This window comes from Pseudoxanthomonas sp. LH2527 (genome assembly GCF_022539275.1).
Lineage (GTDB): Bacteria > Pseudomonadota > Gammaproteobacteria > Xanthomonadales > Xanthomonadaceae > Pseudoxanthomonas_A.
Map to the genome: position 1 here is coordinate 38,201 of NZ_JAKZBW010000021.1, position 17,837 is coordinate 56,037.

Consider the following 17,837-nt stretch of genomic DNA (forward strand, 5'->3'; position numbering starts at 1 on the left):
CCTTCCCGCAGGTACCCCGCCAGATGAGCCACGATGCCTCCCGCCGCCGCTTCCTCACCACCACGCTGACCGCCGCCGCCGTGGCGCCGCTGGCCTGGCACGCGATGCGCGCCGATGCCGCCGCACCCGCCGCGCTCCCCAAACTGGACGCGAACAACCCGACGGCCAAGGCCTTGGCCTATACCGAGAACGCCAGCGGCGTGAAGCATCCCAAGCACAAGGCCGGCGACCACTGCGCCAACTGCAACTTCTTCAAGGCGCCGGCCTCACAGGCCTACGGTCCGTGCACGCTGTTCCCGAAGAATTCGGTGGCGGCGAAGGGCTGGTGCAGCGCCTGGGCCAGGAAGCCCTGATCCTGCACTTCTGAGGCGTGCAGGAAAAAAAGCGCGGCAGCGCCGCGCTTTTCCCAATGCCGCTGCCTGAGCGGGTGGACTCAGCGCTTGCCGCCCAGGCGGCTGTGGCGATAGCCGTAGCCGAAGTAGATCAGGAAGCCCACGGCGGTCCACACGGCCATCAGCATCCAGTTGTGGGCGGTCATCGCCGACAGCAGCGCCAGGCAGCTCAGCACGCCCAGCGTGCAGATCAGCCAGGCCATCGGAATGCGGAAGGGGCGCGGCAGGTCGGGCTGGGTGCGGCGCAGCACCAGCACGCCGATGCAGACCGACGCGAACGCGATCAGCGTGCCCATCGAGGTCAGTTCGCCCAGCACGTCGAGCGGGAACAGCGCGGCCAGCAGGGCGATGCCGATGCCGGTGATCACCGTGTTGATGTGCGGCGTGCGGTATTCCGGATGGATCTTGGTGAACACCGGCGGCAGCAGGCCGTCGCGGCCCATGATCATGAAGATGCGCGGCTGGCCGATGATCATCACCAGCACCACCGACGACAGGCCGATCAGCGCGCCGATCTCCACCGTCACCCGCAACCAGCCCAGTTCGGGGTGCGCGGCGACGGCGGTCACCACCGGCTCGGCGGTGCCGAGCGCGGTGTAGGGCACCAGGCCGGTCATCACCGCGGCCATGGCGATGTACAGCACGGTGCAGATGGCGAGCGAGGCCAGCATGCCGATCGGCAGGTCCTTCTGAGGACGGTGCGATTCCTGCGCCGCCACCGACACCGCCTCGAAGCCGATGTAGGCGAAGAACACCATCGCCGCGCCACGCAGCACGCCGTCCCAGCCGAACTTGCCCGGACCTTCGTTGGCGGGGATGAAGGGTTCCCAGTTGCCCGGATCCACGTACTGCCAGCCGGCCACGATCACCAGCACGATCAGGCCGGTCTTCAGCACCACCATCGCCATGTTCATCGCCGACGATTTGCGGATGCCCACGTAGCACAGCCAGGTCAGCAGCAGCACGATGATGGCGGCGGGCACGTTGGCGATGGCGCCGGTGGGCCGCAGCTGCGCGTCCAGCGGTGCGCTGACGAACGCCTGTGGCAGGTAGATGTTGAAGTGTTCCAGCAGGCTCAGGAAATAGCCGGTCCAGCTGACCGCCACCGCCGAGGCGGAGACGCCATACTCCAGCACCAGCATCCAGCCGATGAACCAGGCGGCCAGTTCACCCAGCGTGGCGTAGGTGTAGGTGTAGGCGCTGCCCGACACCGGCACCATCGCCGCGAACTCGGCGTAGGCCAGCGCGCAGAAGGTGCAGCAGAGCGCGGCCAGCACGAACGACAGCATGATCGCCGGGCCCGCGTGGTTGGCCGCGGCCTGGCCGGTGATGACGAAGATGCCGCCACCGATCACCGCGCCGATGCCGAGCGCGGTCAGGCCCCAGGGGCCGAGCGTGCGGCGCAGGCTGAGGCCTTCGGCGTCTTCGTGGGCGGCGTGGGGGTGCTTGGTGGCCAGGAGTTGTCGGAGCATCGTGCGTGATCTCGGAGCGTTGTCGAGGAGTACAACCAAAAAGGCCGGCGGTGCATCCGCCGGCCTTGAAGAGGATCAGGCCTTCTGCCTGAGCTTGCTGTTGCGGAAGCCGTAGGCGAAGTAGATCACCTGGCCCAACACCGTCCAGGCCACGAAGATCTGCCAGTGCTCCATGAACGACTGCAGGAACAGGAACAGGCAGGCCAGCACGCCCAGCGGGCAGATCAGCCAGAACATCGGCACGCGGAAAGGCCGCTCGAGGTCGGGACGGGTGAAGCGCAGTACCAGCACGCCAAGGCAGACCGTGGCGAAGGCCAGCAGGGTGCCCATCGACACCAGCTCGCCCAGCACGCTGAGCGGCATGAAGCCGGCGAGCAGGCACGCCAGCACGCCGACGATGATGGTGCCCACGTAGGGGGTATGGAACTTCGGGTGCACCTTGCCGAACAGGCGGGGCAGCAGTCCGTCCCGGGACATCGAATAGAAGATGCGGGGCTGCGCCATCAGCATCACCAGGATCACCGACGACAGGCCGGCGATGGCGCCGATTTCCACGGCGGTCTTGAGCCATCCCACGCTGGCCCCCGGATCGGCCTTGAGGACCTCTTCCAGCGCCGTGGCGACGGGCTTGGCGGTACCCAGCAGGCTGTAGTGGGTCATGCCAGTCAACACCGCGCAGACGGCGATGTAGATGACGGTGCAGATGGCCAGTGAACCCAGGATGCCCTTGGGCATGTCGCGCTGCGGATTCTTCGCTTCGCCGGCCGCGGTGGAGACTGCGTCGAAACCGATGTAGGCGAAGAACACGATGGTCGCCGCGCGGAATACGCCGTCCATGCCGAACTGGCCGGGGCCGGTGTTCTCGGGAATGAAGGGGGTCCAGTTCGCCGGGTCGACATACTGGACGCCAAAGCCGAGGAACGCCGCAATCACCACCACCTTGATCGCGACGATGATCGCGTTGACGAACGCCGACTGGGTGATGCCGACGTAGCAAAGTCCGCTGACCGCCGCGACGATCAATACGGCAGGCAGGTTGATGATGCCGTTGGTGGCGACGAACCCGCCATTGGCCCAGGTGATCGGCGCGGTCGCCAGTTGCTCGGGGAATGGCAGGCCCAGCGTGCCGGTGAGGAAGCTCACCAGGTAACCCGACCAGCCGACGGCCACGGTAGAGGACGCGAACAGATACTCGAGCACCAGGCACCAGCCGATGAACCAGGCGACCGCCTCGCCCAACGTGGCGTATGAATACGAGTACGCGCTGCCGGAGACCGGCATCATCGAGGCGAACTCGGCATAGCAAAGGCCGGCCATGGCGCAGGCGAAGCCGGCCAACACGAAGCTCAACATGATGGCGGGGCCGGCATGGTTGGCGGCCGCCTGGCCGGTCAGTACGAAGATGCCGGCGCCGATCACGGCACCCACGCCCAGCATCACCAGATGCTTGGCGGTCAACGTGCGTTTGAACCCACTTTCCCCGTCCAGACTACCTTCGACCGGTTCGCCGGCATCGACGTGGCCTGCCGGTGCGACCGGCTTGACCCTGAACAGAGCTTTGAGCATTCGCAGCGTCCCCTTGAAAGACTGGATGCCGACGAAGAGCTCCGCCGGACGGTGGCAACGGTCATGGAGGCGGGCCCCATGGAAGGCCGTACCTTGCCAAAGCGGGCCGGGGATCACAAGCGCGGGTGCAGCATGGCCGGCGATAATCGCGGCCCCATCGCGCCCTTCAAAGAGAAAACCACGCCGTGTCAGCCGCTTATGCCGTCCTCCGCGAACACCTGGCCGCCTACGGACGGCGCTGGCCTGCCGAGACTGAGGTGGTGGGCCAGTTCCTCGCCCTGCTCGACGATCCTGCCGATCCCTTCGTCCGCGAGCGGCTGGAAGGGCATCTGACCGGGGGCGTCTGGCTGGTCAGCGGCGATGGCCGGCGCGTGCTGATGACCCATCACCGCAAGCTCGACCGCTGGCTGCAGTTGGGCGGGCATGCCGACGGCGACACCGACATGGCGCGGGTGGCGTTGAAGGAGGCCGAAGAGGAATCCGGTCTGTCCGACCTGTCCGTGGAAGGCGACATCTTCGACCTGGACCGGCACTGGATTCCCGAGCGCAGGGAGGTGCCGGGGCACTGGCATTACGACGTGCGCTACGTGGTGCGCGCGAACGGCAGCGAGGATTACCTGGTCAGCGAAGAGTCGCTGGACCTGGCCTGGCGCGAGATCGCGTCGCTCGCCGACGATGCCGACGCGTCGATCAGCCGCATGGCCCGCAAGTGGCTGGCGATGCACGCGCCCGCGGGGGAGGAACCCCATCTGTAGGAGCGCCCCATGGGCGCGATGCGTTTGCAGGCGTGTCAGGGAAAGCATCGCGGGCATGGCCCGCTCCTACACGTGTCTGCGCGACCGGAGGCGGGAACGCCTGCTTGCGGTCGCGCCGCTTTCCGCTCAGCAACGTAGGGTGGGGCCTTGGCCCACCGAACCGCGAACCTCAGTACAGCACGCGCACCCGCAACGTCCCCTCGATCGCCGCCATCGCATCGCGCAGGCTGGCGGTCTGTTCCTCGTCGGCGGTGACGTCGATGACCACGTAGCCGACCTTCGGGTCGGTACGCAGGAACTGGCCGTCGATGTTGATGCCGCGGTCGCGGAAGATGTCGTTGATCTGCGACAGCACGCCGGGCACGTTGCGATGGATGTGCAGGATGCGGCGGCTGCCGTCGTGGCCGGGCAGGGTGACCTCGGGGAAGTTCACCGCCGACAGCGTGCTGCCGTTGTCGCTGTAGCGCACCAGTTTGGCGGCCACTTCAATGCCGATGTTGTCCTGCGCCTCCAGCGTGCTACCCCCCACGTGCGGGGTGAGGATGACGTTGTCGAGCCCGCGCAGCGGCGACTCGAACAGCTCCGCATTGCCCTTGGGCTCCAGCGGGAACACGTCGACCGCCGCGCCGCCGACCTGGCCGGACTTCAGTGCGTCGGCCAGCGCGTCGATGTCGACCACGGTGCCGCGCGAGGCATTGATGACGTGCGCGCCGGGCTTCATCTGCGCGATCTGGGCGGCGCCGAACATGTCCTTGGTCGCCGGCGTCTCCGGCACGTGCAGGGTCACCACGTCGCTCTGCGCCAGCAGGTCGTCCAGGCTCACGGCCGCGCGCGCATTGCCCAGCGACAGCTTGGTTTCGATGTCGTGGAAGAGCACGTGCATGCCCAGCGCCTCGGCCAGCACGCCGACCTGGGTACCGATATGGCCGTAGCCGATGATGCCCAGCGTCTTGCCGCGCACTTCGTGGCTGCCGGCGGCCGACTTGCTCCAGCCGCCGCGATGGCATTCGGCGTTCTTCTGCGGGACGCCGCGCATCAGCAGGATGGCCTGCGCGATCACCAGTTCGGCGACACTGCGCGTATTCGAGTAGGGCGCATTGAACACCGGAATGCCGGCCAGTTCCGCCGCGTCCAGGTCCACCTGGTTGGTGCCGATGCAGAAGCAGCCTACCGCGATCAGCCGGCGCGCCTGCGCCAGCACGTCTTCGCTCAAGTGGGTGCGCGAACGGATGCCGACGATGTGCGCCTCGGCGATGCGCTGCTTCAGTTCGTCTTCCGGTAGCGACTTCTCGTGGAACTCGATCTGCGAGTATCCCGCCGCGCGGAACGTCTCGACGGCGGTCTGGCTGACCCCTTCCAGCAACAGTACGCGGATGTCCTGCTTCGGGTACGAGGTCTTCTTGATCGACATTGCCGGAAAGGTCGCCGCGGAGGGGGAAGGGGCGTCACTATGCCAGATGGATGCGCTCGATGGTGCGGCGCGCCATGGAAAGCTCGATTGCGGTTTTCCCGGCTTGGTTGCCGCTGAAACGAAGCGCTTCATCGGCTGGACGCCACCCGACATCGCTGGCACGCTGGGCGCCCCCGAAAGTACTCCCCCCGCAATGAGCGATCCGCGCCTGGAAGCCCTGCAGCACGCCGTCCCGGCGCTGCGCCTGAAGACCGATCCTGCCGATCTCGAGCACTACGGTCGCGACTGGACCCGGCGCTGGACGCCGGCGCCGCTGGCCATCGCGCTGCCGGCCACGGTCGAGGAAGTGCAGGCCGTCGTGCGCTGGGCCAACCAGCATCGCGTCGCCGTGGTGCCATCGGGCGGGCGCACCGGCCTGTCCGGCGGTGCGGTCGCCGCGAACGGCGAACTGGTGCTGAGCCTGGAGCGGATGAACCAGACGCTGGAGTTCAATGCGGTGGACCGCACGCTGAGCGTGCAGGCCGGCACGCCGCTGGAGGCCGTGCACAACGCGGCACGCGAGCATGGGCTGGTCTACCCGGTGGACTTCGCCGCACGCGGCTCCTGCGCGATCGGCGGCAACATCGCCACCAACGCCGGTGGCATCCGCGTGATCCGCTACGGCAACACGCGCGAGTGGATCGCCGGCCTGAAGGTCGTCACCGGCGTCGGCGACGTGCTCGAGCTCAACAAGGCGCTGATCAAGAATTCCAGCGGCTACGACCTGCGCCACCTGTTCATCGGTTCCGAGGGCACGCTGGGGATCGTGGTCGAAGCCACCGTGCGTCTTACCGATCCGCCGCCGCCGACCAACGTCATGCTGCTGGCGCTGCCCTCGTTCGAGGTATTGATGCAGGTGTTCGCCGCGTTCCGCGAACGCCTGCAACTGGAAGCCTTCGAGTTCTTCACCGACCGCGCGCTGCAGCACGTGCTGGCGCATGGCGCGCAGAAGCCGTTCGACGAGATCCATCCGTACTACGTGGTCACCGAGTTCGCCATCGGCGACGAGGCGAAGGAAGCGGCCGCGATGGCCGCCTTCGAGGCCTGCATGGAGCAGGGGTGGGTCAGTGACGGCGTGATCAGCCAGTCCGATGCGCAGGCCGCGCAGCTGTGGCGCCTGCGTGAGGGCATCACCGAGGCACTGGCGCGGTACGTGCCGTACAAGAACGACGTGTCGGTGCGCATCTCGGCGATGCCGGCCTTCCTGGCCGAGACACAGGCGCTGCTGGGCGATGCCTATCCGCAGTTCGAGGTGGTGTGGTTCGGCCACATCGGCGACGGCAACCTGCACATCAACGTGCTGAAGCCCGAGGGCATGGACAACGCGGACTTCGTCACCCAGTGCGAGCAGGTCACCAAGCTGCTGGCGGCCTCGCTGACACGCCACCAGGGCAGCATCTCGGCCGAGCACGGCATCGGCCTGGTCAAGAAGGGCTATCTGGAAAGCACGCGCAGCGCCGGCGAAATAGCGGTGATGCGCGGCATCAAGCAGGTGCTGGACCCGAACGGACTGATGAATCCGGGCAAGCTGTTCGACACCTGACACTGCTGTCGGATTCAGCCTTGCCGGATCGATTGCAGGTAGTCTTTGCACACCCGCCGACCGCGGCATTCCCCCGTTTGGAAACTCCATGTCCCGATTGATCCTGGCCGGCGTGTTGCTGGCATTCTCCGTGCCGGCGTTGGCTGGCAGCTTCGCCGGTTCTTCCGCCGGCGCGTCTTCGGCTGGTTCCTCGGCCTCGTCCGGCAGTTCGTCCGGCGACGACAAGGTCGTCGTGCAGGCGCGCGAAGACGCCGCCAGCTTCGTCGCCACCGAAGGCCGCATCCGCGGTGCGCAGTTGGAAGCCGCGTTGCGTCACCTGCGCGAGAAGGATGAAGCCGCGCGCAAGGCCAGCGACATGCAGCTGGCACAGGCCATCCTGGCCCGCTGATGTCTCCGCGTCGGCCTTGGGGCCGGCGCATCGCCGCGCTCCTCCTGTGGGCGTGGTTCGGCGCGGTCGCGACGCCGGTGGCCGCGCTCGACATCGATCCGGACGGTCTCTCTCCGCAGGATGTCGCGGCGACGCAGGCACTGGTGGACGACGTCCTGCCGCGATTGCCGGCGGCGTGGCGCGAGGGTCTGCCGGCAGGCCTCGTGCTGCAGTGGCGCGACGATCTGCCGGCGCATGTCGCGGGACGACGGGTGGGCGACCGCGTACTGCTTCCACGCCGGTCGCTGGAGACGTGGAAGACGCGCGACTCGCTGGCACCCGACGATGCGTCCGTGCTCGCGGTGCGCCAGGCGCTGGTGCATGAACTGGCCCACAGCTACGACCGCGCACGGCGCAACGTGCTGTCCGACGATCCGCGCCTGCGCGACCTGGCGGGATGGCAGCGCAGCGTGCTCCCGCTGGCCGGCCGCCGCTCGCGCAACGACTTCGTCGCGCGGACTCCCGATTCGTACGAACGCGAGCGCCCGTCCGAATTCGTGGCGGTGAACCTCGAGTATTTCGTGCTCGATCCGGACTACGGATGCCGGCGTCCGGCACTGCATCGCCATTTCGCCACGCACTTCGGCATGCCATCTGCGGTGGAAGGGTGTGCGCCCGGCCTGCCATTCCTGGAGGCCGATGCCGACGCCGGCGATGCTTCGCTGCTCGCGCTGGATCCATCGCGCGTCTACGCAGTCGACTACCTCCTCGCCGAGGGCAACACGCAGGCGATGAGTCGCTGGGGCCACAGCATGCTGCGGCTGGTGATCTGTGCGCCAGGCCGCGTGCCGGGACCCGACTGCCGCTTCGACCTGGCGCACCACCGCGTGCTGTCGTTCCGCGCGTTCGTCGGCGACGTGCAGATCTCGGGCTGGCGCGGATTGACGGGCTCCTATCCCTCGCGGCTGTTCCTGCTGCCGCTCGATCAGGTGATCGAGGAATACACCCGGGTCGAGCTGCGTGGACTGCGGTCGATCCCGTTGCGGTTGGATGGCGAGGAGATCGCTTCGCTGCTGGAGCGTGCCGCCCAGCTGCACTGGAGCTACGACGGGCGCTACTACTTCATCAGCAACAACTGTGCGGTGGAGACCTGGAAGCTGCTGCACGACGGCGTGCCACGGCTGGCCGGGGAATCGCTCGCCAGCATCACGCCCACCGGGTTGCTGAGGAAGCTGGAGCGCCGCGGTATCGCGGATGCTGGCGTGCTCGATGACGCTGATGAAGCGCGACGACTCGGTTACTACTTCGAGCCGTTGAGCGCGCGCTACGATGCCTTGTTCTCCGTCGCACGCGAGGCGCTGCAGCTGCCACAGCACGACGTGCATACCTGGCTGGCGCTGCCCCCGGCGGAACGCGCCACCTGGCTGCCGCAGGCCGACCTGCGCACGAACGCTGCGCTGCTGGTGCTGGAGAATGCGGCGCTTCGTCGCCAGCAACTGCGGCTGCGCGATGAACTGAAACGGCGCTACCTGGGGCGCGACGCACCCGCCGACCTTGAGCCGGCGCTGCAGGCCCTGCGTGCGTGGCTGGGCGATACCGGCTTCATCAGTCGGCCCTCGGAGCTGCTGCCGCAGGGCTACGGACTGCCGCAGGCGGCTGAGCGCGAGCGCATCACAGAGGAAGCCCGCCTGCGCCTGGCCCGCCTGCGCGAACAGGATGGGCGGTTGCGCGAGGAACTGGAACGCTGGCTGCCCCCGGACCAGCGCGACGTGCTGCACGGCATCGAAGCGAACCTCGAAACCATCGGCGCCCGGCTACGCGACCCGTAGCGTGCGCCGCGTGCACGACCGCAGGATCTGTCGCGTCATCGCATCCATCGCGCGACGAAGGATGGTTTCACGGGTCGTGCGCCTAGCGCACGCTACGTCAACGCAAGGCCTCGCACCCGCCGCGCTGACCTGTGGGCATCCACGTAGCGTGCGCCACGCGCACGACCTCATGATGATTCATCACGCGGCGGGAGATTCAGCGAGTCGTGCGCATGGCGCAAACTACCTCAGTCCGCGCGGCCGCCGAATTCACCGGTGGTGGTGTTGACCAGGATGCGTTCACCGTTGGTGATGTACTCCGGCACCATGATCTCGATGCCGGTGCTCAGCTTGGCCGGCTTCGGGCGCTTGGTGGCGGTGCCGCCCTTCAGTTCTGGCGGCGTTTCCACCACTTCCAGTGTCACGTGCTGCGGCAGCTGCAGGGCGACCGGCAGTTCATCGATCACCTGCACGTAGCAGCCCGCCAGGCCGTCGGTGATGTAGCCGGCGTCGTCGCCGATGACGTTGGCATCCAGCGTGTACGGCGTGTAGTCCTCGTCGTCGAGGAACACGAACGCGTCGCCGTCCTTGTAGGAATACGTCGCCTGGCGGCGAAGCAGTTCCACCTCGCTCAGGTTGTCGTCGGCATCGAAGCTGGCATCCAGCTTGTTGCCGCCGGGCACGCTGTACATGATGAAACGGAAGCGCACATTGCCGCCGCGGCCCTGCGGCGAGCTGCGCTCGATGTCGCGGATCTGGTACACGCCGCCGTTGTGTTCGACGACGTTGCCCTTCTTGATGTCGAAAGCTTTCATGGAGATGCCGGGAGAGGAGTGAGTGGAGAGGAGTGAGGAGTGAGCGGAAGGGCGGAAGCGGGCTCTGACTCGCTCCTCACTCCTCTCCACTCGCCGCTGCTTTACTTGGGTGCCAGCCGCACGGCGCCATCCAGTCGGATGGTTTCGCCGTTGAGGTAGGGGTTGCCGAGGATGTAGGCGACCAGGTCGGCGAACTCCTCCGGCTTGCCCAGGCGGGACGGGAAGGGGATCGAGGCGCTGAGCGACTGCTGCACGGCGTCCGGCATGCCGTCGACCATCGGGGTCCAGAAGATGCCCGGCGCGACGGTCATCACGCGGATGCCGAAGCGCGACAGCTCGCGGGCCATCGGCAGCGTCATGCCGACCACGCCGCCTTTCGATGCCGAATACGCGGCCTGGCCGATCTGGCCTTCGTACGCCGCCACGCTGGCGGTGTTGACGATCACGCCGCGCTCGCCGTCGGCATTCGGCGCGTTGTGCTGCATCAGATCCGCCGCGGCCTTGGCCACGTTGAAGCTGCCCACCAGGTTGACCATCACGGTGGCCTGGAAGGTGGACAGCGGCATCGGGGATTCCTTGCCGAGTACGCGGCCGGCGCCGAGGATACCGGCGCAGTTGATCGCCGCATTCAGCCCGCCGAGAAATTCCTTCGCTGCCGCCACGTTCGCCGCCACGCCGGCCTCGTCGGTGACGTCTGTGCGGAAGTAGCGGACATTGGCCTCGCCGAGTTCGGCGACGGCGGCCGCGCCCTTGTCGTCGTTGACGTCGAACAGGGCCGCCTTGCCGCCGTGGGCGACAAGATGGCGGGCGACGGCCAGGCCCAGGCCGGAAACGCCGCCGGTGATGACGGCGCGGGTGTCGGAAAGCTGCATACGGTGAACCTGCTGCGGAAAGGCCGGCATTTTACGCGATGGCGGGTGTCAGGCGTCGCGCCGGTGATCCGGGTGAGGGATCCTGTGGGAGCGACGTCAGTCGCGATGAGGCTTCACAGGGAGAGCGCCATCGCGACTGACGTCGCTCCCACAAAAGCCGCGCACCGGGCAGGGGCGGTACTCAAGCGTGCACCCGCTCCAGCGGCGCATCGGCCAACCGGCGGGCGAATTCGTCCGGCGACAGGCCGGGGGCGAACAGGAAGCCCTGGCCGACCGGTACGCCGAGGTTGAGGAGGAACTGCCGCTGCGCCTCCGATTCCACGCCTTCGGCCACCAGGCCCAGGCCCAGGCTGCGGGCGATGGCCGAGACCGCCTGGCAGACCGCGACATCGGAGCGGTTGTTGGGCACGCCTTCGGTGAACAGCGGGCTCAGCTTGAGGCCGTGGATCGGCAGGCGGCGCAGGTAGTTGAGCGCGCTGTAACCCTCGCCGAAGTCGTCGATGGTCAGCAGCACGCCCAACTGGCGGAGATCGGCGAAGGTACGCAGGGTGGCCGGTGCGTCCTCGATCAGCACGCGCTCGGTGAACTCCAGTTCCAGCGCGCTGCCCGGCAGGTCGAACTCGGTCAGGATGGCGCGCACGCGGTCGGCGAGGTCGTCGCCGGCGAACTGCCGGTACGACACGTTGACCGCCACCCGCACGATGCCCAGTCCCATGTCGCGCCAGGTCGCCACCTGCCGGCAGGCTTCGCGCAGCACCCAGCTGCCGATGCGCACGATGTCGCCGGTGGTTTCGGCGTGGCTGATGAACACGTCCGGCCGCAGCTCGCCCAACTGGTGGTTCTGCCAGCGGATCAGCGCTTCGCCGGCAATGATGCGGCCGTTGCGCAGGTCGACCTGCGGCTGGTAGACGAGGCGGAACTCCTCGTTGTCCACGGCGCGGCGCAGCTGCGTCTCGATCTGCAGGCGGTCCTGCTGCCGTTGCGCCAGTTCCTGGGTGAAGCTCTGCCAGCCGTTGCGCGCGCGATGCTTGCTGTCGTACATCGCGATGTCGGCGTTCTGGATCAGCTGCTGCGGGCGCAGGCCGTCGGCGGGCGCCACCGCCAGGCCGATGCTGGCGGTGATGGCGAATTCGTCCTTGCCGAAACGGAAGGCGTCGGCGAACGCGCCCAGCACCGCATGCGCCATCGCCTCGGGCAGGTGCGGGTCCTCGCCGGCGTCGCAGATCACCAGGAACTCGTCGCCGCCGAAGCGCGCGATCATGCCGTCGGTGCCCACCGCGCCACGGATGCGGTCGGACGCCTGCACCAGCAGTTCGTCGCCGGCGTTGTGGCCCAGCACGTCGTTGACCATCTTGAAGCGGTCGAGGTCGATGTAGAGCACGGCGACGCGCGCTCGCTCGGGGTCGGCCAGCCGCGCACCGAGTTCGGTGAGCACGGCATCGCGGTTCATCAGCCCGGTCAGCGGGTCGGTGCGCGCCTGGATGCGCAGCATTTCCTCGGCCTGCTTGTCCTGCGAGATGTCCTGCATGGTGCCGGTGATGCGCGACGCGCCGGGGTCGCCGGGTTCGGAATCGCCGATCACGCGGATCCAGAACGGGTGCCCGTCGGCCTGCGTGCCCTGCAGTTCCAGGTCGAAGCCCTGGCCGCCGGCGGTGATCAGGTCCAGCGCGCTGCGCAGGCGGCGGCGGTCGGTCTCGCGCAGGCAACCCAGCATGTCGTTGAGCGTGATCAGCGGGCGCGCCGCGCCGAGGATGCGCTGGGCCTCGTCGGTCAGGTACATGCGGTCGCGGCCCAGGTCCCATTCCCAGCCGCCGATGTGCGCCAGCGATTGCGCGCGGTCGAACAGCGCGCTGTCGCGCTTGAGCTCGGTGACGTCGCTGAACAGCGTGGTGACCTGGGCGGGCACGCTGGCGCCCGGCGCGAACTGCGGGACCGAGGTGGCGGTGAGCCACAGCAACTGTTTCTTCTCGCGGTGGTACAGGCCCAGCAGCACGCTCTCGATCATCTGCCCGCTGTCGAGTGCGCGCTGGGCTGGCAGTTCGTGCCGCGCCATCTCGCGGCCATGCTCGTCGACGATGTGCCAGCGCCCCAGGGCCAGTTCCTGGTCGGCGCGCTGGTCCTCGCGGATGCCGAAGATGCGCATCGCGGCGCCGTTGCAGTACTGCACCTGCATGTCGCGGTTGTGCACCACGATGCCCTTGTCGATCGTCTCCATCAGCTCGCGGTAGCGCATCTCCGCCAGCCGGCGGCTGCTGATGTCGCGGGCGACGGCGACGATGCTCTTGCGGCCGTCGAAGTTGATGTTGGCCGAGTGCACTTCGACGGGGAAGCGGGTGCCGTCGCCGCGCATGTTGGTGACCTCGATGACGTAGGTCTCGCCGCGGTTGAGCGTTTCCCACACCGGCACCAGGTGGTCGCGCGGCAGGTCGGGGTTGAGCACGTTGATGTTGCGGCCGACGATTTCGTCGCGCGAGCGCTTGTAGGCCAGCATGCCGGCCTGGTTGAGGTCGAGGATGGTGCCGTCCTCGCCGAGGATGCTGACCGGGTCGGGAACGGCATCGAACAGGTTGCGGTAGCGCGAACGCTCGGTGTCCGCGTCGCGCCGCGCGGCGACCAGTCCATCGCGCGCTTGCAGGAGCAGGGCGGCGGTCGCCGGGTCGGCGCCGTCGGCCGTGGCCGCGCGTTCCAGCGCGGCGACCAACGCCATCAGGTCGATGTCGCTGGCCGGGCCGTGGTTCATGCGGCCGCCAGCGCCTTGCCGACGCGGCTGCCGGTCTCGCGCCCCAGCCGCGTGGCGAGCCAGCGGCCGGTATCGGCCAGCAGGTCCAGGTCCACGCCGGTGCGCAGGCCCAGGCCATGCAGCAGGTAGACGACATCCTCGCTGGCGACGTTGCCGCTGGCGCCTTTCGCGTAGGGGCAACCGCCGGCACCGGACACGGCCGCATCGACCACGCGCACGCCCACGTCCAGGCAGGCCAGGATGTTGGCCACGGCCTGCCCGTAGGTGTCGTGGAAGTGCACCGCCAGCGCAGGCATCGGCACCTCGGCAGCGACGGCCTTCAGCATCTCGGCGGCCTTGTGTGGCGTGCCGACGCCGATGGTGTCGCCCAGCGAAATCTCGTAGCAGCCGAGCGCGTGAAGCTGGCGTGCGACGCGCACGACATCGGTGACGGGCACATCGCCTTGGTAGGGGCAGCCGAGCACGGTGGAGACATAGCCGCGCACTTTGACGCCGTCGGCGGCGGCACGTTCCAGCACCGGGCGGAACCGCTCGATGGATTCGTCGATGGACGCGTTGATGTTCTTCTGGTTGAAGGCTTCGGACGCGGCGGTGAACACCGCGACTTCCTCCACGCCGACGGCGCGTGCGCGGTCGTAGCCGGTTTCGTTCGGCACCAGCACCGGGTACGCGGTGCCCGGGCGTCGCTGGATGGCGGAGAAGACCTCGGCGGCGTCGGCCAGCTGCGGCACCCACTTCGGACTGACGAAGCTGGTCGCCTCGATGCTGAGCAGGCCGGTGCGCGACAGCCGGTCGATCAGTTCCACCTTGTCGGCGGTGGCGACGAGGGTCTTCTCGTTCTGCAGGCCGTCGCGCGGCCCGACCTCGACGATGCGGACGAAATCGGTGCTGGAGGGCAGGCTGCTCATGACCGCTTCCCGTCCTTGGCGCGGCGCATGCGCAGGGTCTTGTCGCGGCCGTCGAAGGCATCGAACAGCGCGGGCTCGGCTTCCAGCAGCTGACGCAAGCGGTCCGGACGGCCCTCGAACAGGTAGGTGCTGGCGTCGGTCTCGCGTGCCTTCAACGTCCCCTGCTGCACGCGTTGCATGATGTCCACCGTGTCGAGCATCGCGATCTGCAGCGTATCGTCGCGGATGCGGTATTTCAGCAGCGTGACGGCGCCGGCCGGCATGCCTTTGGGGATCGGCGGCGCGGCGGCCTTGCCGGTGCCGAACAGGCCCTCCAGTTCCTTGAAGCCGAGCGCCAGGTAGCGTTCGCCGTCCAGCTCGAACCCCAGGGCGTCGAACTCGGGCGCCTCGGCGCGCGCACCATCGCGCAGGCGCACGCGGCAGGCGGCGTCCACGTCCGCATAGTCGTCCTTGCCCAGCGGCACGCGGTCCTGCGGGCTGTCGGGCAGCGGGATCCAGCGCCCGACCAGGGCGGGGTCGCAGGCCAGCGGTGCCGGCGGTTGTTCGAACATCACGCAGCCGCCCAGCATGCAGGCCGCCAGCAGGGCGGTTGCGATGCGCCAGGCCTGCAGGGCAGGCCTCACTCGAGCGCTACCAGGACGGTGTCGGCCTCGACGAAATCGCCGGCGGCGGCGCGCAGTTCCGCCACCACGCCGGCACGCGGCGCCCTGACGGCCAGTTCCATCTTCATCGCTTCCATCACCAGCAGTTCCTGTCCTGCGTCCACGCTGTCCCCCACTCGTGCCTTGACCACCACCACGCGACCCGGCATCGGGGCGATGATGCGGCCGTCCCCGCCACTGTCGCCACCCGCGGACCGCTGGTACACCGGCAGCGTCTCCAGCGTGGCGCGCCGGTCCCCATCGTGCAGGGTGAGGCGACTGCCGTGGCGATGGACGCGCAGGCGCCGTCCATGATCATGGATACGCAACTCGAGCCGCCCAGCGGTCAGGCCCGCGCCCGCGACCGGATGGGCCGTGCCGTCAACCTCGACTATGTAGCGACCGCCATGGCCGTGCGCGAGCGCTTCCCAGCGCTGGTCGCGGTGCTGGAAGGCCAGCGGCCGGCGGCCGGCATGGCCCAGGCGCCACCCATCGGCGACCGCCCAGGGGGAACCCGGATCTCCGCAGGCCGCGGCGGCATGCCGGGCCGCCGATTCCTGTTCCAGCAGCACCGCGACGGCCGCGCTGACCTGCAGCTCGGGTGTCAGCGTCGGCGCCGGCATGAACTCGTCCAGGTGGCGGTCGAGGTAGCCGGTATCGATGCGGCCTTCCACCACGGCCGGATGCCGGGCCAACTGCTCGAGGAAGCCGATGTTGGATTTCGGCCCGACGATATCGCAATCGGCCAGCGCCTCGCGCAGCCGCGCCAGCGCCGTGGGACGGTCTTCGCCCCAGACGATCAGCTTGGCGATCATCGGGTCGTAGAAGATCGTGACCAGGTCGCCTTCGACTACGCCGCCATCGATGCGCACCCCGGCGGACGGCGCAGGCAGTACCAGCGATTCCAGTCGGCCGGAGCCGGGCAGGAAGCCGGCTTCCGGATCCTCCGCGTACAGGCGCACCTCGATGGCGTGGCCGCGCTGCGCGATGGCGTCCTGCGCCAGCGGCAACGGCTCGCCGGCGGCCACGCGCAGCTGCCACTCCACCAGGTCCAGGCCGGTGACCATCTCGGTGACCGGATGCTCCACCTGCAGGCGGGTGTTGATCTCCATGAAATAGAACTGGCCTTCCGGGTCGACGATGAACTCCACCGTGCCCGCGTTGGCGTAATCGATCGCCTGCGCCGCCTTCACTGCGGCATCGCCCATGGCTGTGCGCAGGGCAGGGGTCAGGAACGGCGACGGCGATTCCTCCAGCACCTTCTGGTACCGGCGCTGGGCGGAGCATTCGCGTTCGTTGAGATGCAGCGTGTGGCCATGCGTATCGGCGAACACCTGGATCTCGATGTGGCGCGGCGACTGCACGTAGCGCTCCAGCAGCACGCGGTCGCGGCCGAAGGCATTGGCCGCTTCGCGCTGGCAGCTTTCCAGTTGGCCGATGAAGTCCTCCAGCCGGTGCACCACGCGCATGCCCTTGCCGCCGCCGCCATGCGCGGCCTTGATCATCAGCGGGAAGCCGATGCGCGCGGCCTCGCGCGACAGCGTGTTCGGCGACTGGTCCTCGCCGGTGTAGCCGGGCACCACCGGCACGCCGGCGGCGGCCATCAGTTCCTTGGCGCCGGCCTTGCTGCCCATCTTGCGCATGGAGGTGCCGGACGGACCGATGAACACCATGCCGGCGGCGGTGATCGCATCGGCGAAGTCGGCGTTCTCGGACAGGAAGCCGTAGCCGGGGTGGATCGCCTGGGCGCCGGTCTTCTTCGCGGCGTCGAGGATCGCGTCGCCGCGCAGGTAGCTGTCGGCCGGGCGCGGACCACCGATCAGGACGGCTTCGTCGGCCTGGCGCACGTGCTGCGCATCGGCGTCGGCTTCCGAATACACGGCGACGGTACGGATGCCAAGCCGGCGGCAGGTACGGATGACGCGGCAGGCGATTTCGCCGCGGTTGGCGATCAGGATCTTTTCAAACATGGGATTGGACACGGATAAGAGCGGATGAACGCGGATCGTCGGGATGGTATCCGTGAACACGCCGCTTGAACTGCGGCTTGGGGCCGAAGTTGAACAACAGACCGACGTGCATATGCAGCCCCTTGAGGTAGTTCACCAATTGCACTTCATGGATGGGGAGTATCTGCGAAACGGCTTTCAGCTCGATAACCAGCGTGCCTCGCACCAGCAAGTCGACCTTGAACTCTCCGACAACGCAACCCCGGAACCACACTTGCAGGGGGTGTTGCTGGCGCGCTTCGAATCCTGCGTCCCGCAACGCGATAGCCATTGCGTTCTCGTAGATGCTTTCCAGGAAGCCAGGCCCCAGTTCGTTGTAGACGGAGTAAAAGATACCGATGACCGCTTGCGTCAGTTCCCTGTCCTCTAATGCTTCATCCGCGTCCATTCGCTTTTATCCGTGTCCAGAAAATCCATGTCAGGGCGACGGCGCACGACATGCCGCTGCGATAGTTGTGCCCGTCCGGGTCGATGGCGCAAGCCCCATGGCAGTTGGGGG

The 17,837-nt window shown here is 68.0% G+C and carries 15 protein-coding genes; 5 read left to right on the forward strand and 10 right to left on the reverse strand.

What is annotated here, in order from left to right; genetic code table 11:
• Positions 1-23: 23 nt before the first annotated feature.
• A complete protein-coding gene (locus tag MMG85_RS12380) occupies positions 24-353 on the forward strand; it encodes a high-potential iron-sulfur protein (protein WP_241046320.1) in 330 nt (109 codons plus the stop codon).
• A gap of 80 nt (positions 354-433) precedes the next feature.
• Here MMG85_RS12380 and MMG85_RS12385 read toward each other — a convergent pair whose 3' ends face one another.
• Positions 434-1,864, reverse strand: coding sequence for an amino acid permease (locus tag MMG85_RS12385; RefSeq protein WP_241046321.1), 1,431 nt, complete (start codon positions 1,862-1,864; stop codon positions 434-436).
• 75 nt (positions 1,865-1,939) lie between these two features.
• A complete protein-coding gene (locus tag MMG85_RS12390) occupies positions 1,940-3,430 on the reverse strand; it encodes an amino acid permease (protein WP_241046322.1) in 1,491 nt (496 codons plus the stop codon).
• A 218-nt stretch (positions 3,431-3,648) separates the two neighbouring features.
• Between MMG85_RS12390 and MMG85_RS12395 the strand changes: the two genes are divergently transcribed.
• The gene (locus tag MMG85_RS12395) at positions 3,649-4,185 is read left to right on the forward strand and encodes an NUDIX hydrolase (RefSeq protein ID WP_241046349.1); all 537 of its coding nucleotides are present in this window, start codon (positions 3,649-3,651) and stop codon (positions 4,183-4,185) included.
• 169 nt (positions 4,186-4,354) lie between these two features.
• Here MMG85_RS12395 and serA read toward each other — a convergent pair whose 3' ends face one another.
• Positions 4,355-5,596 carry a phosphoglycerate dehydrogenase gene (gene serA / locus MMG85_RS12400; RefSeq protein ID WP_055942501.1) on the reverse strand — a complete coding sequence of 414 codons (1,242 nt, stop codon included), beginning with the start codon at positions 5,594-5,596 and terminating at the stop codon, positions 4,355-4,357.
• A 193-nt stretch (positions 5,597-5,789) separates the two neighbouring features.
• On the opposite strand from serA, the gene MMG85_RS12405 reads away from it, so the two are divergent.
• The 3 genes from MMG85_RS12405 (at position 5,790) to MMG85_RS12415 (ending at position 9,374) form a co-directional block, all read left to right on the forward strand.
• Positions 5,790-7,178, forward strand: coding sequence for an FAD-binding oxidoreductase (locus MMG85_RS12405; RefSeq protein WP_241046323.1), 1,389 nt, complete (start codon positions 5,790-5,792; stop codon positions 7,176-7,178).
• A gap of 88 nt (positions 7,179-7,266) precedes the next feature.
• Positions 7,267-7,566, forward strand: a complete 300-nt coding sequence (locus tag MMG85_RS12410) for a DUF2388 domain-containing protein (RefSeq protein WP_055942508.1) — start codon at positions 7,267-7,269, stop codon at positions 7,564-7,566.
• On the forward strand, positions 7,566-9,374 hold the full coding sequence (locus MMG85_RS12415) for a DUF4105 domain-containing protein (RefSeq protein WP_241046324.1): 1,809 nt from the start codon (positions 7,566-7,568) through the stop codon (positions 9,372-9,374). Before MMG85_RS12410 ends, MMG85_RS12415 begins: the two co-directional genes overlap by 1 nt.
• A gap of 227 nt (positions 9,375-9,601) precedes the next feature.
• Here MMG85_RS12415 and yeiP read toward each other — a convergent pair whose 3' ends face one another.
• From yeiP to MMG85_RS12450, 7 genes are all read right to left on the reverse strand, one after another.
• Complete coding sequence (yeiP, locus tag MMG85_RS12420; protein ID WP_055942515.1) at positions 9,602-10,168, reverse strand: elongation factor P-like protein YeiP; 567 nt, start codon at positions 10,166-10,168, stop codon at positions 9,602-9,604.
• A 101-nt stretch (positions 10,169-10,269) separates the two neighbouring features.
• Entirely contained in the window at positions 10,270-11,040 is a 771-nt protein-coding gene (locus tag MMG85_RS12425; protein WP_241046325.1) for an SDR family NAD(P)-dependent oxidoreductase, read from the reverse strand.
• Positions 11,041-11,221: 181 nt separating this feature from the next.
• Positions 11,222-13,780 carry an EAL domain-containing protein gene (locus tag MMG85_RS12430; protein WP_241046326.1) on the reverse strand — a complete coding sequence of 853 codons (2,559 nt, stop codon included), beginning with the start codon at positions 13,778-13,780 and terminating at the stop codon, positions 11,222-11,224.
• Entirely contained in the window at positions 13,777-14,688 is a 912-nt protein-coding gene (locus MMG85_RS12435; protein ID WP_241046327.1) for a hydroxymethylglutaryl-CoA lyase, read from the reverse strand. The genes MMG85_RS12430 and MMG85_RS12435 overlap by 4 nt, the downstream gene beginning before the upstream one ends.
• A complete protein-coding gene (locus MMG85_RS12440; RefSeq protein WP_241046328.1) occupies positions 14,685-15,311 on the reverse strand; it encodes a hypothetical protein in 627 nt (208 codons plus the stop codon). Before MMG85_RS12440 ends, MMG85_RS12435 begins: the two co-directional genes overlap by 4 nt.
• Positions 15,308-17,299, reverse strand: a complete 1,992-nt coding sequence (locus tag MMG85_RS12445) for an acetyl/propionyl/methylcrotonyl-CoA carboxylase subunit alpha (protein WP_241046329.1) — start codon at positions 17,297-17,299, stop codon at positions 15,308-15,310. Before MMG85_RS12445 ends, MMG85_RS12440 begins: the two co-directional genes overlap by 4 nt.
• Positions 17,292-17,726: a GxxExxY protein gene (locus MMG85_RS12450; protein ID WP_241046330.1), complete on the reverse strand. Its 435-nt coding sequence runs from the start codon at positions 17,724-17,726 to the stop codon at positions 17,292-17,294. The genes MMG85_RS12445 and MMG85_RS12450 overlap by 8 nt, the downstream gene beginning before the upstream one ends.
• Positions 17,727-17,837 lie beyond the last annotated feature (111 nt).